This is a genomic window from Caballeronia humi (genome assembly GCF_001544475.1).
Taxonomy (GTDB): Bacteria; Pseudomonadota; Gammaproteobacteria; order Burkholderiales; family Burkholderiaceae; genus Caballeronia; species Caballeronia humi.
The window spans coordinates 14,123-28,606 of record NZ_FCNW02000020.1; the positions used below are offsets into that span (position 1 = coordinate 14,123).

The 14,484-nt window shown below is 63.2% G+C and carries 13 protein-coding genes; 5 read left to right on the forward strand and 8 right to left on the reverse strand.

The genetic code is table 11. The features are described 5' to 3' along the window. Positions 1-5: 5 nt before the first annotated feature. The 4 genes from AWB65_RS18680 (at position 6) to AWB65_RS18695 (ending at position 4,383) form a co-directional block, all read left to right on the forward strand. Positions 6-1,442: an efflux transporter outer membrane subunit gene (locus AWB65_RS18680; protein ID WP_087668619.1), complete on the forward strand. Its 1,437-nt coding sequence runs from the start codon at positions 6-8 to the stop codon at positions 1,440-1,442. Positions 1,443-1,860: 418 nt separating this feature from the next. Further along, the gene (locus AWB65_RS18685; protein WP_087668548.1) at positions 1,861-2,640 is read left to right on the forward strand and encodes a COG4705 family protein; all 780 of its coding nucleotides are present in this window, start codon (positions 1,861-1,863) and stop codon (positions 2,638-2,640) included. A gap of 25 nt (positions 2,641-2,665) precedes the next feature. Next, positions 2,666-3,079, forward strand: coding sequence for a histidine kinase (locus AWB65_RS18690; RefSeq protein ID WP_087668549.1), 414 nt, complete (start codon positions 2,666-2,668; stop codon positions 3,077-3,079). Between the two features lie 8 nt (positions 3,080-3,087). Continuing rightward, positions 3,088-4,383, forward strand: a complete 1,296-nt coding sequence (locus tag AWB65_RS18695; protein WP_087668550.1) for an ATP-binding protein — start codon at positions 3,088-3,090, stop codon at positions 4,381-4,383. A gap of 126 nt (positions 4,384-4,509) precedes the next feature. Here the strand turns inward: AWB65_RS18695 and AWB65_RS18700 are convergent, their stop codons facing one another. From AWB65_RS18700 to AWB65_RS18710, 3 genes are all read right to left on the reverse strand, one after another. Beyond that, the gene (locus tag AWB65_RS18700) at positions 4,510-4,779 is read right to left on the reverse strand and encodes a DUF4148 domain-containing protein (protein ID WP_087668551.1); all 270 of its coding nucleotides are present in this window, start codon (positions 4,777-4,779) and stop codon (positions 4,510-4,512) included. Positions 4,780-4,909: 130 nt separating this feature from the next. Then, positions 4,910-6,319, reverse strand: a complete 1,410-nt coding sequence (locus tag AWB65_RS18705) for a heavy metal sensor histidine kinase (protein ID WP_087668552.1) — start codon at positions 6,317-6,319, stop codon at positions 4,910-4,912. Beyond that, a complete protein-coding gene (locus AWB65_RS18710) occupies positions 6,319-6,996 on the reverse strand; it encodes a heavy metal response regulator transcription factor (RefSeq protein ID WP_087668553.1) in 678 nt (225 codons plus the stop codon). Before AWB65_RS18710 ends, AWB65_RS18705 begins: the two co-directional genes overlap by 1 nt. A gap of 301 nt (positions 6,997-7,297) precedes the next feature. On the opposite strand from AWB65_RS18710, the gene AWB65_RS18715 reads away from it, so the two are divergent. Continuing rightward, complete coding sequence (locus AWB65_RS18715; RefSeq protein WP_235007673.1) at positions 7,298-7,675, forward strand: hypothetical protein; 378 nt, start codon at positions 7,298-7,300, stop codon at positions 7,673-7,675. A gap of 201 nt (positions 7,676-7,876) precedes the next feature. Here the strand turns inward: AWB65_RS18715 and AWB65_RS18725 are convergent, their stop codons facing one another. The 5 genes from AWB65_RS18725 to AWB65_RS18745 all read right to left on the reverse strand — a co-directional run bounded on the left by AWB65_RS18725 (position 7,877) and on the right by AWB65_RS18745 (position 14,100). After that, entirely contained in the window at positions 7,877-8,821 is a 945-nt protein-coding gene (locus AWB65_RS18725; RefSeq protein WP_087668555.1) for an amino acid ABC transporter substrate-binding protein, read from the reverse strand. 13 nt (positions 8,822-8,834) lie between these two features. After that, positions 8,835-10,142, reverse strand: a complete 1,308-nt coding sequence (locus AWB65_RS18730) for a dicarboxylate/amino acid:cation symporter (protein WP_087668556.1) — start codon at positions 10,140-10,142, stop codon at positions 8,835-8,837. 368 nt (positions 10,143-10,510) lie between these two features. Further along, positions 10,511-12,052, reverse strand: a complete 1,542-nt coding sequence (locus AWB65_RS18735; protein ID WP_087668557.1) for a sugar ABC transporter ATP-binding protein — start codon at positions 12,050-12,052, stop codon at positions 10,511-10,513. Positions 12,053-12,113: 61 nt separating this feature from the next. Beyond that, a complete protein-coding gene (locus AWB65_RS18740) occupies positions 12,114-13,064 on the reverse strand; it encodes a sugar-binding protein (RefSeq protein WP_087668558.1) in 951 nt (316 codons plus the stop codon). 34 nt (positions 13,065-13,098) lie between these two features. Continuing rightward, on the reverse strand, positions 13,099-14,100 hold the full coding sequence (locus AWB65_RS18745) for an ABC transporter permease (RefSeq protein ID WP_087668559.1): 1,002 nt from the start codon (positions 14,098-14,100) through the stop codon (positions 13,099-13,101). Between the last annotated feature and the right edge of the window lie 384 nt (positions 14,101-14,484).

A 14,484-nucleotide genomic window follows, 5' to 3' on the forward strand; every position in this document is an offset into this window, starting at 1 on the left:
AGACAATGAAGCAGGCACCCTCCTTCATGCGTCGTGCAAGCCTGGCACTGATCTGCGCCGCGCTCGCCGCCTGTTCGACGATACCTCCCTACCAGCGACCGGAGGTTGCCGTTCCCGCTCAATTTTCATCAGCGCCGGGGTGGTCGATCGCCGCGCCAACGGATCAGGCGCCGCGTGGTCCGTGGTGGACGCTGTTTCAGGACCCGCAGCTCGACGAACTCGAAGCACAGGTCGATGTCTCGAACCAGTCGTTGAAGAAGGCGGTCTCCCAATTGCAGCAGGCGCGAGCCATGTTCGATTACCAACAGGCAGGGTTCTGGCCCACGGTCACGGCCGGACTTTCGCAAAGCCGCGCACGCACGTCGCAAAACGTGCAAGGCAAATCGCTCGCCGGCAAGACCGTGCCCGACTATTCAGCTGGCGTCTCAGCGTCCTGGGAGCCCGACCTGTTCGGGCGCATCCATGACGCGGCAGTCAACGCACAAGCGAATGCCGACGCAACCCAGGCGGATGTCGAAGCAGTGCGGCTTTCGATCACGAGCCAACTCGCCGTCGATTATTTCAACCTGCGCTCGCTCGACATGCAGAAGAAGCTGCTCGACGATTCGGTCGTGGCTTACGACGCGGCGTTGCGCCTCTTGAATCAGCAGCTTGTGAATGGTGCGATCGATGCCTCCGCCGTCGCTCAGGCACGGGCGCAACTCGAAAGCACGCGCACTCAAGCAACCGAGACGGCGTCGCAGCGCGCACAGCTCGAGCACGCGATCGCGACGCTCGTTGGCCAACCGGCGTCTACCTTCAAGATCGCGACGCACGTGCAACAACTAAAGTTGCCCACTGTGCCGAGCGCATTGCCGTCGCAGTTGCTCGAACGACGCCCGGACATCGCTGCGGCGGAACGTCGCGTATTCGCTGCCAACGCACAAATCGGCGAGGCAAGAGCGGCCTTTTTTCCGAGCCTCACTTTAGGCGTCAGTGCTGGATTGGAGAGCACGTTCTACGCGCCCTGGCTTACCGCGCCGAGCCTTTTCTGGTCGCTCGGTCCGCAACTCGCGGGGACGCTGTTCGATGGCGGGCGCCATCATGCGATGCTCGCCAGCGCGCGTGCCCAATACGACGGCTCCGTGGCGGATTATCGGCAAACCGTGCTCACGTCGTTTCAGCAAGTCGAGGACAACCTGACGTCGCTTGGCGCGCTATCGGATGAGGCGCGGAGTCAGCGTCACGCTTCGGACGCAGCGGCACTCTCGCTCAAGCTCACCACGAACCGCTATCAGGCTGGCGCCGTGAGCTATCTCGACGTGGTGACCGCGCAGACCATCGCACTCGACAACGAGCGGACCGCAGAACAGATCGATGCTCGCCGGGCCATCGCATCCGTTGGCTTGCTGGTGTCGCTCGGCGGCGACTGGCAGCAAGCCGCGAAGTCATCCGGGCAATGAGCGACCGCTGGATATCAAGCTCGTAATTCGAATGTCCACTTGCCGTCGCGTGAGCCTGCTCAAGCTGTCGGCAACGCATGAACCCATGGCAGCCATGAACCAGATCGAATCGATGCGAATCTTTCGCCAGAGTGGCGGAAAGTCTCAGCTTCAGCGATGCGTCACGACGATTGGGCGTCTCCAGGTTCAGCGGTGACGCGCGGCTTGGCGGCCCTGAAGAGGTTCTCAATCTGCGGCTCGTCAACCGAACGATCCCACCCGGAATCATTTAGAGCGTCGCTTGCGCTCTTTGGTGTGCCGGCGCATGACACGCGCGGAATGTAGATGTACCTAAGGGGCCACTAAGTGTTGCTCCGCATAGTTCCCGGAAGCGCGCGACATCGGTCGCGCCAGTCCATTCGTTCCGGGAGACCTGCCGATGAACCGTTCGCGCGTTCCATACCTCACCCAGGCCATCAACAAGGTTCCAGAAGTCACAGCGGCTTTCTGGGTCATCAAGATCATGTCGACGACTGTCGGCGAAACCGGCGCCGACTATCTCGCCGTACACGTCGGCCTCGGCACCGCAATGACCGCTGCGATCATGATGGCGTTGCTCGCCGCCGCATTGGCCCTGCAACTCAGGGCGCGCCAGTACGTGCCGTGGATTTACTGGCTGACTGTTGTGCTCGTGAGCGTCGTGGGCACGCAGATCACCGACGCGCTGACCGACGGCCTCGGCGTAAGTCTTTACGCGAGTACGACCGTCTTCGCAGTGGCGCTCGCCGTGATCTTCTATGTCTGGTATCGCATGGAGCACACGCTTTCGATCCGCGCGATCGATACGCGCCGCCGCGAGCTCTTCTACTGGGCCGCGATCCTCGTCACGTTCGCGCTCGGCACCGCGGCGGGTGATCTCGCGACTGAGGCACTCGGACTCGGCTTCCGCCTCGGCGTCTTCGTGTTCGGTGCACTGATCGCGATTACGGCGTTCGCTTCCTATATCGGTGCGAACCGCGTGCTGACCTTCTGGATCGCCTACATCCTGACGCGGCCCCTCGGCGCGTCGCTCGGCGACCTGCTGTCGCAAGCGCGCTCCTACGGCGGCCTCGGCTTCGGCAACGTCACGACCAGCATTGTCTTTCTCGCGATCATCGTCGCGCTCGTCGCTTTCGTGAGCATTGCGCAGGGGCGCATCGACCGCTCGCGCATCGTCTGAACATCAACGCCAAAGGAGCAACACAATGAAGGCACGCACAATCATCGGGACGTCCCTCGCTTTCGCTTTCGCTTTCGCTTTTGCGATCGCCATCGCGCCGCTTTCGCCTGCGATGCAGCCGATCGCGTCCGCGCAGGCCGCGAACGCTTCAAAACTCGGTGACCTGTCACCGTTTCGGATGATCGTCGTCGAGACAGCCGCGCTCGTGAACAAGAACGACCTGCCGGGCGCGAAGACGCGCATCAAGGATCTCGAGACTTCGTGGGACGAGGCGGAGCCGTCGCTCAAGCCGCGCTCGGCAAGCGACTGGCACGTCGTCGACAAAGCGATCGACCGCGCGCTCGAAGCCCTGCGCGCCAGCAAGCCGGACGCCGTGGCATGCAAGCAGTCGCTCGGGGACTTGCTGGCCGTCATGGATCGCGTCGGCGGGAAAGCGTGAGTTGATCGATGCGTTCGCTTCGCTTCCGGTTGTCCGCGTGGCTCTCGCTGCTCATCGCCGGCATTGCGGCGGTGGCCGGCGTGATCGCGTTCGAAACCGCGTTTCGCGAAGCCAACGAACTGCAGGACGGTCAACTGGCGCAAGTCTCCGCACTCGTCACGCCGCGCAGTCTCGCCGCGATGGAGCACGAGGCGCTCGCAAGCGTGCCGGGCACCGATCATGAAGCGAAGCTCATCGTGCAAACACTCGCCACGCGCGCGCCGCTCACGCTCCCGGCGGCACTCCCCGACGGTATTCAGACCGTGAACGTCGCGGGCACGCCGTGGCGCATCGTCGTCAAGACGCTCGATGCTGATACGCGTGTCGTGGTCGGTCAGCAGACTGCAGGGCGCGACGAGATTGCGCGGAACAGCGCACTCGCGACGATCATGCCCTTCGTCATGCTCGTGCCTGTATTGATCTTCATGCTCGGCTTCCTCGTGCGGCGCATGTTCATGCCGCTCACGGCGCTCTCTTCGAGCCTCGACCATCGCACGGAACACGACCTGTCGGAACTGCCCGATGCCGGGCTTCCGAGCGAAATCGTGCCGTTCGTGGTGGCGATCAACCGGTTGCTCGGGCGCATCGGCCAAACGGTGGCTTTGCAACGCCGCTTCGTCGCCGATGCCGCTCACGAGTTGCGCTCGCCGCTTACCGCACTATCGCTGCAGGCAGAACGGCTCGAAGCGACAGAAATGCCGCCGCAGGCACGCGAACGGCTTGCGGCGTTGAAACGTGGCCTCACGAGAGCACGCGTGCTGATCGAGCAGTTGCTGACGCTCGCGCGCGTGCAGGATCAGGCGAGCGGCCCGACGCACACGCTCTCCATCCAGCACGTATTCCGCCATGTCCTCGAAGAGTCGATGCCGCTCGCAGAAGCGAAGCGCATCGATATGGGCGTGACGAGCAAGGACGATGTCACGGTGCGCGTACCCGAAGTGGATCTACGGATACTGCTCAGGAATCTCGTCGATAACGCGATCCGCTATACGCCCGAGGGCGGCCGCATTGATCTGTCGGTGTGCGCGGTCGATGACCAGGCGGTGGTGCGCATCGTCGATAGCGGACCGGGCATCGCCCGTGAAGAACGCGAGCGCGTCTTCGACCCGTTCTATCGCGTGATCGGTAACGTGCAGAACGGGTCGGGGCTCGGACTGTCGATCGTGCGGAGTATTGCTGCGCGCATCGGCGCGGAGGTCGAACTCGGAGACGCGGCGCCGCACGGCTTGCAAGTCACTGTCACGCTCGCGGGAATTTCTCACTGACCGGAGCGCGAGCATGTGTGACCCTGCCTCCCCGATGACGCGAAGCGGGGACCATGATCGCGCGCGAGCACGACCTGTGCGAGCGAACACAGCATCAGGCCCACAAGCGCCCTCGTCAGCATTCTGTTACTGCGCAGCATGCACAACCTGCGCGGCGTTCCTTGCGTTGTCTTGCGCAACGCTTCGCTCGTTCATCGCCTGCACCTTCGCTTCAGCCGATTGAATCGCACTCGGATAGTCGGCGTCATGCGTGCTCGGCCGATAGCCCGCTGCTTCCATTTGCACCAGGTCCGCGCGCACTTGTGCACGGGTGAGTTGTCCGTCCGCAGCATGCGCGAACGATGCGAAAGGCGCGAGAATCGCAGCCGCCAGTAGAGTGCACAGAGTCTTTTTCATGTCAGGTCACCTTGTCGAAAGTAGAGAACGCCGCTCATTGATTCAGTGGCGTTGTGTCTATTTTCGGCGGCGGACGCTGGCGCGATGCTGACCGTTACGTTACAAGATCGTTATCTTGCGATACGGCGATTCATCGGGGAAGTGGGAACGTCAGAACGAATCGCGTGCAGCGTGCATCGCTTTGCGCATGCACGCTGCCGCCATGCAGTTCCATGATCGTCTTCACGATGGCGAGCCCCAGCCCGGACGATCCGCTCGAAGTACTACCGCTCGTACGTGACGGATCGCCGCGATAGAAGCGATCGAAGATGCGCTCGAGTAACGCGGGATCGATCGGCGGCCCTTCGTTTTCCACGGTCACGAGCAGCGCATCCGAGGTTGGATGCGCGCCGAGCGTGATCGATGCGTCGCGCGGGGTGTAACGCACGGCATTGGCAAGCAGGTTGCTCACCGCGCGCCTGAACAGCTCGACATCCGCTTTGAGAAGCCCGGAACCCTGCACACAAAGATGCACGCCGGCCTCCTCCGCGAGTCCTTCGAAGTATTCCGCGATGTGCTGCAACTCCTCGCCGACATCGAACTCGCGCGCATTGCGCGCGAATTGCGGATGCTGCGCGCGCGCGAGAAACAACACGTTCTCGATCATTCGGGAAAGACGGTCGCATTCCTCCAGGTTCGAGGCGAGAAGCATTTGATATTCGTCGCCTGAGCGTGGCCTTGCGAGCGCAACTTCGGTTGCCCCACGCATATTGGCGAGCGGCGTGCGCATGTCATGCGCGAGATCGGCCGTGAATTGCGAAAGCCGCTGGAAGCTGCGCTCGAGGCCCGCAAACATCGAATTCAGCGACGTCACAAGCGGCTCCAATTCGCTCGGAACCTGCTTCACGGCGATGCGCGTGTCGAGCCGGTCAACGGTCACCGCGCCCGCACTTCGCGCAATGTCGCGCAGCGGCTTCAGCGCATTGCGCACCACGACGTAGCCAATGCCAAATGTGAGCAGCACGCCGGCGATCCCCACCATCCAGAGGCGGTCGCGGTAGTGATCGAGGAGCAGCCACCGGTCGCGCATGTTGCGCGTGATGACAACGGTGGCAATCGAGCCGTCCTTCAGTTGTGCGTCGGCTGCGAGGCTTCGCACTGGGTCGCCATTCTTTGTCGTGAAGGCGGCGATCGAATTCGGTGTGATCTTGTCCATCGCGGGCACGCGCTCGGTTGGCAGTGGCACGCGTGCGATGTCCGCATCGAGATTGTGCTCGAGCAGGAGCCGGGCCGAGCGATCCACGATCCTGATCGACAGCGCCTCGTTGCCCAGCACCTGGCTTTCGAGCCGCTCACGATACGTGTAGATATCCGCGAAGTCGTGCAGTTCATCGAGCAGCCTGCGCGTGTGCCGAGCCGCAAGCACGATGTCGAGATCGTCCTGTACGCGCACCTGGCGCTCCAGACCGTAGTACACGAAACTGCCGACCAGTGCGAACACGGCGAGCGTGGTGGCGGCGAACGCGAGCGCGAGCGTCGTCGTCAGCGAGCGGGAGCGCATCAGTCCGTCTCTGGCACGTTGATCACGTAGCCGACGCCGCGCACCGTCTGGATCAGCTTGACCTCGAAGTCGTCGTCGATTTTCGCGCGCAGTCGGCGGATCGCGACTTCCACGACGTTCGTGTCGCTGTCGAAGTTCATGTCCCAGACGTATGACGCGATCTGCGTGCGGCTTAGTACTTCGCCGTGCCGCCGCGCCAGCAATTGCAGCAGCGCGAATTCGCGCGGCGTGAGGTCGATGCGCTTGCCCGCGCGGCGCACCTTGCGGCGCGTCACGTCGATCTCCAGATCGCCCACCGTGATCAGATCGGTTTCGCGCGGCGGTCCGCGGCGCGCGAGTGACCGCACTCTCGCGAGCAACTCGACGAACGCGAACGGCTTGACCAGATAATCGTCGGCGCCGAGTTCGAGTCCGCGCACGCGGTCGGTGACGTCGTCGCGCGCGGTGAGGAAGAGGACCGGCGTTGTTTTCGTCGCGCGCAATTCCCGCACGACGGTCCAGCCGTCCATGCTGGGCAACATGACGTCGAGCACGATCACGTCGTAGTTCTCTTCCTTCGCGAGTATCAGCCCTTCCGCGCCGTCGGACACGACGTCAACGAGATAGCCCGCTTCCTCAAGCCCCTTTTTGATGTAGGCGCCTGCTTTCAGTTCGTCTTCTACGACCAGGATTCGCATGAGTGCCGCCTCGTTTCCAGCTATCGGAATGGAGGATGTTACGCGATCGGATCAGGGCGAAATTACGAAACTGTCATGTTGCCGCTGCTGACGGCGTCTGATCCCGCCCTCGATCTGCGTCATCTCGGGCGGCAGCGCGAGGAGATCCGGCCTGCATAAGTTTCGAACACTCGCTCAAGTGGGGTGGGCGTATCATTTCGACCATGGTGTCTCAGCGGGACGCAGCGCAATGTCCCCGTCTTGTAGACAGCGAATCGCGCCCGGGGGCGACCCGGACGTCAAGAGCAGCCAGGAGCAGCCGATGCACGTGACAGAAGCGACGCCCTCAAGAAGCGCGCCCCTCTTCCTCGCGACGAAGGTGCTTCCGCCGCGCCTGCCCGCCGGCTTGATCGATCGGCCACGGCTCGTCTCGCTCGCCGGAAGAGCGCAAGACAAACGCCTCACTGTCATCAAGGCGCCGGCCGGCTTTGGCAAGACATCTCTTGCGCTCACGTGGATCGACCCGCTGACCGCGAGCGGCGCCTTCGTGGCGTGGCTCTCGCTCGATTCCGACGACGACGAACCCGCGCGCTTCTTCCATCATCTGGCGCAGGCGTTACGCAACGCGTGCGAGCGCGTCGGCGCCTCCGCGATCGGCCTCACCACCGGGGCGTCGCTCGTGCCCGCGCGCTCGGTGTAGACGAACGTCTTTGCGAACTCGTACACGAAGCCGAACGAAGCGACGTGCGTCCCTCGTGGACCGGAGAGGCGCTGTTGGCCGAATTACACGCCGCTGCGAACGGCGTTTGCGCAATCGGTCAGCGGCTGCAAGCGTGGAACGAACGCCCATGCATCGGGTGTCCGGTCAGCGAGCGAACGCGCAGCGCCGCGAGCGCGGCGCTCACTGCGCCTCGCCGCCGGCCATCGTTTCAATGATGGCCTGAAGCTGCGCACTCATCGGTAGGTTGAGGCTGGTGCCCGACGGCAGACGGCGCAGGAACCAGCGCGTATATTGGCGATCGATTTCTCCATCCGCCGCAAGCTCCTGGAATGTATCCTTCACGACCTGCGCAAGCTGCGGGTCGTCCTTGCGGAACATGATTCCGTACGGGTCGTACGAGAGATAATCGCCAACGACGCGATACTCCGCCCCCGCGCTGGCATGCTCCGCGATCAGGCCATACAGCAGGACGTCATCGGTGGCGAACGCGTCGGCCTGGCCGTCCGCCACCTCGGCAAAGCCCTGCGCGTGGTCAGGCACCACCTGCAACTGAATCCCGAGCTTGAACCGCCGGTCCAGGGCCCGCAGCGCGTTCTCGTTCGTGGTCCCGGCGGTCACGGCGACCTTCTTGCCCGCGAGGTCTCGAAACGACCCGACCGTCGAGCCTTTTTTCACCATCACTTTTGTGCCGGCCACGAAAAAGATCGGCGAGAAAGCTACGCGCTTCTGACGCTCCAGGTTGCTGGTGGTAGAGCCGCATTCCAGATCGACCCGCCCGCTAACCACCGCGTCAATGCGGTTGTCGGAGGTGACAGGCACCCAGCGGATGGTCAGCGTCCGGTTGACCGCGGTCTCGATCGCCGACACCAGTGACTTGCACAGTTCGATCGAATAGCCGATCGGCTCGTTGCGCGCATTAAGATACGAAAACGGGACGGAGGCATCGCGGTAGCCCAGCGCGATGATGCCGGAATTTCGCGCTTTGGACAGCGTGCCGGTCAGTGCAGCCGGCGAGAAGCTGTCGGGAGTCGAGCGGGACGGCTGCGCGTCCTCTGCCCGCGCTGCGGCACCGGCAACCAGCAGCCCTGCGATGGCCAGCATCCACCAGAATCGCGGCGTCTTCATGGCTCGGCCCCTGTCAGCTTTCGGCCGGGTGGGCGATCGTAGCGTCGAGTTCGGTATCGAGGCGTGCCGCGTTGGCCTCGGCGTCGGCTTCCGACAACAATTCCCCTTCCCACTTGGCGACCACCGCGCTCGCGATTGAGTTACCCACCGCGTTCGTGGCCGAACGGCCCATGTCGAGGAACGTGTCCACGCCCAGGATCAGCAGCAGCCCGGCCTCGGGGATGCCGAACTGGTTGAGCGTGGCGGCGATCACCACCAGCGAAGCACGCGGCACGCCGGCCATTCCTTTGGACGTCAGCATCAGGACGAGCAGCATCGTCAACTGCGTACCCAGCGAGAGGTGGATGTTGTATGCCTGGGCGATGAACAGCGTCGCAAAGGTGCAATACATCATGGAGCCGTCGAGGTTGAACGAGTACCCCATCGGCATGACGAAGCTGGAGATCTTGCGCTTCACGCCGAAGCGGTCGAGCGCATCGAGGATCTTCGGATACGCGGCCTCGGAACTCGCGGTCGCGAATGAAAGCATGAACGCCTCGCGAATCAGCGCCAGCAGTTTGAGTACGCGCGGCCCGAGGAACAGGAAGCCGGCCGCCGCGAGCAACCCCCACAACAGGAACAGGCTGAGATAGAAGTCTCCCATGAAGACCGCGAACTTGAGCAGGATCGTCAACCCGTTGACCGCCACGGTAGAGGCCATCGCCGCCATTACTGCCAGCGGGGCGAGCTTCATCACGTAACCGGTGATCTTGAGCATGACGTGCGAAAGCTGGTCGATCGCGCCTACGAGAATCTTCGCCTTGTCCCCCAGCGCGGCGAGCGCGACGCCGAAGAACATCGAGAACACCACGATCTGCAGGACCTCGTTGTTGGTCATCGCCTCGGCGAAGGACCTGGGGACCATGTGGCCAACGAAGTCCTTCAGCGTGAACTTGGAGGTCGCGAGGTTCGCCGACGCGCCGATGTCGGGGAGCGGCAGTCCGAGGTTCTCGCCGGGCCGCAGCAGATTGGACATGAAAAGTCCAAGGAGCAGCGAGACCAGCGACGCCGTGACAAACCAGCCAAGCGCCTTGGCGAACACGCGTCCGACCGAGGCCGCGTCCCCCATATGCGCAATCCCGACGACCAGCGTCGAAAAGACGAGCGGGCCAATCACCATCTTGATGAGACGCAGAAACACGTCCGACACGAGCGAAATGTAGCCCGCGATCTCGGTAGCCACCTTTCTGTCCGGAAAGCTCGAGTAGATCATGTAGCCGATTCCGATGCCCACCAGCATCGCGATCAGAATCCAGATGGCTGCGGAATTCTTTCTGTTCATCTCGAGGCCTCCATTCACTACGCGTGCAATTGCGGATGGGAAGGTCTGAACAGGATACGACAGAAGCGACCCGGGATGGAATTAGCTGTATCGAAGGCAGTGTGCGGCCTCGGACAATCGCTCGTCGGCGCGACGCGTTGCAGGAGGGCAAAGATTGTGCCCATTCGATGCAGGCAAGCACGAAGCGGGATACGTGAAAAGCGGGGGGCGCGGTATCTGCTTCAGGCGGTTTGATCCGTTCGAGAGAGGCTTCCGCTTGCACGGATCACATCGCGATAGCCGGGCGCCTTCGAAATGCACCGCATCAGAGTAGGTACGATGTCGGAGGCAAAAGCCATCTATCCGCCACTTGTGGAACCATTCGGCTGCTACGCAACGAACCCCGTTGGCTTGACCTCGGGATGCGCCGGGTCGGCATGTTCGAGCGCGGCGAGTGACATGATGCGCTCCTCGGAGGCGTCATCGAAGCTGATCTCTCCTGCAAGATGGCCCGCGCGCATGACGAGAATGCGGTCCGAGATCGTCAGTATCTCGGGCAAGTCGCTCGAGATCACCAGGATCGCGAGGCCTCCATGCGCAAGCTCGCGCATGAGCGCGTAGATCTCCGCTTTCGTTCCGACATCGACGCCGCGCGTGGGTTCATCCACGATCAGCACACGCGGTTTCGACGCCAGCCATTTCGCGAGCACCACTTTCTGCTGGTTACCGCCGCTCAGCAGGCCGACGAGTTGCTCGACCGACGGTGTCTTGATCTGGAAACGCCCCACGTAGCCCTCGATCATGCGCGACTCGCGCATCGGCCGAATGACGCTCGCGGTCGAGAGCCGGCCAAGACCGAGCGCGGCGAGCGACAGGTTGCTGCCCACCGACATCCCGAGCACGAGCCCCTGGTCCTTGCGGTCCTCGGGAACCAGTCCGATGCCGAGCTTCATGGCGTCGCGCGGCTTCCTTACGTTGACCGGCTTGCCTTCGACCGACACGGTTCCGGCCGTCGGTGGTGGCGCGCCGAAGATGCCCATCGCAACCTCGGAGCGGCCGGCCCCGACCAGTCCCGCGAGACCCACGATCTCGCCCCGCCGCAACGCGAAGGACACGTCTCGGTAGCGTTCGTCGTCGCCCAGGCCCTCCACCGCCAGGACAATCGGCTGGTCGCCGTGCTCGGGCCGGATGCGCCGCACTTCGGCTAGATCGCGCCCCACCATCAGGCGCACTACTTCGTCCGGAGAAGTGTCCGTGAGCCGCGCTGTGCGCACATGCTTGCCGTCGCGCAGCACGGTCACGGCATCGCAATTGTCGAACACTTCGCGCATGCGATGCGAGATATAGAGGATCGTGACGCCTCGCGCGCGCAGGTCGTGCACGACCTTGAAGAGCGTCAGCGAATCAGCTTCGGACAGACTCGACGTGGGTTCGTCGAGAATCAAAAGACGGGGCTCGTGGATCAGCGCCTTGCAGATCTCGATCAGTTGCTGCTGCGCGATCGTCAGGTCGCCAAGGCGCGTGTCGGGATCGAGCGTGATGCCGAGCCGTTCCATCGCCGCGCGCGCCTTCGCGATCAGCACGCCGCGATCCACCAGCACGCGCGCCACGCGCGGCTCCGCGCCGAGGAAGATGTTCTCCGCCACCGTCATGTTCGGCGCGAGCATCAGTTCCTGGAACACGATCGAAATGCCCTGGCGCGCGGCGTCGCGCGTGCCGGAGAGTTGTAGCTCGTGGCCGTCGAATACCAGTCGCCCGGAGGTCGGCGAATGCGCGCCCGCGATCACCTGCATCAAGGTCGACTTGCCGGCGCCGTTCTCGCCCATGACCGCGTGCACGGTCCCCGCCTCGACTTCGAAGGAGACATCCTGCAACGCCTTGACGCCCGGATAGGTCTTTGAAACATGTTCAACGCTCAAAAGCACGGTCATGGCGGCACTCGTTGCAAGGAATACGCGGGACGGTCCTCGCAGGCGCGGTCCCGCGCGAGGGTTACTTGCCGGCCGTAAATTTGTCCACGTTCGACGAATTCACGATGTCCACACCGGTATCCGTGACCGGCGGCACCTTCTCGCCCTTCAGTATCTTGTTCAACTGATCGACGGATTCCGAACCCATCTTCGTCGGCCGCTGACCGATGAGCGTTGTCGCATAGCCGTCTTTCAGGAGCTTGATCTGCGTCGGCAACGTATCGAACGAGACGATGACGAACTTGCCGCCCTTGAGGTCCGCCGCCTTGTTCTTCAGCGCGCGCATGTAGGCCTCCGGCGCGAACATCGGCCAGCCGCCCGCGAAGAAAATGCCGTCGATATTGGGGTTCTTGGCGAGGATGTCCTGGATCAGCTGAATGGCGGTACTCGAATCGTCATTGCAAGGGAAGGGCGATCCGGACACTTCCTTGAAGTTGGGGCCGAGCTTCGACTTGAAGCCCTTGATGCGATCGTTGAGGTTGGCGGCCGACAAACCGCCCGTGATCACCGCATAGTTCCCGCCCTTCGGCAGCGCCTTGGCGAATGCCTCGCCGCCGGACTCGCCCCCCGCTTCGTTGTTGGTGCCGATGAAGGCGACACGCTTCGTCTTCGGCGCGTCGGAGTCGAAGGTCACGACCGGGATGTTCTTCGCCATCGCGGCGCTGATGACGCCGCTGATCGAATCCGGATTGTTCGGCGCGATCGCAATACCCGCGACCTTCTTGGTAATCAGGTCGCGCACGATGCGTCCCTGTTCGGCGTCGTCGAGCTGGGCCGGGCCGGTGAAGAGACACTCGGCGCCGATTTTGGCGGCCTCTTCCTTGCAGCCTTTTTCCGCGTCGGCGTAGAACGGCACACCGAGCGCTTTCGGGACGACGGCGAATACTTTCTTGTCGGCGGCCTGTGCGTGGGGAGCCACCGCAAGTCCGAACAGAACGGCGGCGGTCACGGCGCCGAGCACAATGCGTGTCATTGTTTTCTCCAGAGGGTCGTTATGGGCAAAACACTCAGCGACGTCGCCAGACGCCCTTTCTGAGCTGGTCGATGAACACGGCAAGGACGATCACGGAACCGACGAAGACCCCTTGCCAATAGGCATCGGTGCCGAGCAGGACAAGCCCGTTGCGAAGCACCTCGAGGATCACCGTGCCGATGAAGACGCCGATCACGGTGCCCTCGCCGCCACTGAGCGCGGTGCCGCCGATGACGGCAGCCGCGATGACGCTCAGTTCCTTGCCCAGCCCCTGGTTCGAAATCGCGGACGAGAGGTAGCTGACCTCGATGATGCCCGCGAGCCCGGCAAGCACCGAAGACATGACATAGACGCTCATCTTCAGCCGGTCGACGTTGAGGCCGGTCAGCATCGCGGCGCGCTCGTTGCCGCCGACCGCGTAGAGCTGGCGGCCGAAGACGCTGCGCTTCAGCACGATCGCGGCGATGATCGACAGCGCCACGAAGATCAGGAAGGGAACCGGCAGTCCCAGGAAATCGCCGCCGCCGAGCGCGAAAAAGGCGTCGCCGTCGGGGCGGAACCCGTCGATTGCCTTGCCACGCGTGATGATGAGCGCGAGCGCGCGCGCAATGCTCATGGTCGCGAGCGTCGGCACGAAGGGCAGCATGCGCAGCTTGGTCACGCAGAAACCGTTGAACAGGCCGACGGATGCCGCGATCAGTAGCGTGAGCGCGCAGGCCGGCACGACGCCCATGCCCGCGTGCATCATCGCGGCCGACGCGACGGCGGCAAGTCCCCACACGCTGCCCACCGACAGGTCGATGCCGCCGGTGATCATCACCGCGGCCTGGCCGAGCACCACGATCCCGATGAACGCGAGGTTGCGCGCGTCGTTGAGCAGGTTGTCGACGCTCGCGAAGTCGGGCGCAAAGATCGACAGCGCTATGACCATGATCAGCAGCGCACCGATGATGCCCGTCTCCCGTGACCGCAGGAGATTCCCGGCGAATCCGGGCCGGGGTTTCGCGCCCGTAGTTGCCGCAGTGGACTTGCTCATGTTCGTACGCCTCGTGTGCTGGTATTGCCGGGCGTTGCCGGGGAGATGCTCCGGGCAACGCGTTGCCTGCGGTCCTGTCGAGCCTGAATTTCCCCTTCCTAACTAGCTTTTTTCGCGTTGGCCTGAGCAGCGCGCTGCGGCTGCACGATGACCCTGAGCAAACTGCAGCGCCACAGTCACGGATGCGCGATGCGCGAGACTTTCCTCTCTCTTCGCGAGTGAAGCTTAGGCACAGGCAAGCGCTTGCGCAAGCGCTTGCCTTGGGTCGTTTACCCTCATATGCTGAAAGCAGCGAGATTGCCCCCACGCATGACGTCATTCAAAACTGCTTACCAAAGGATTACGAATGTATTTCAACTACACGTACTCCGGACCGTGCCGGGG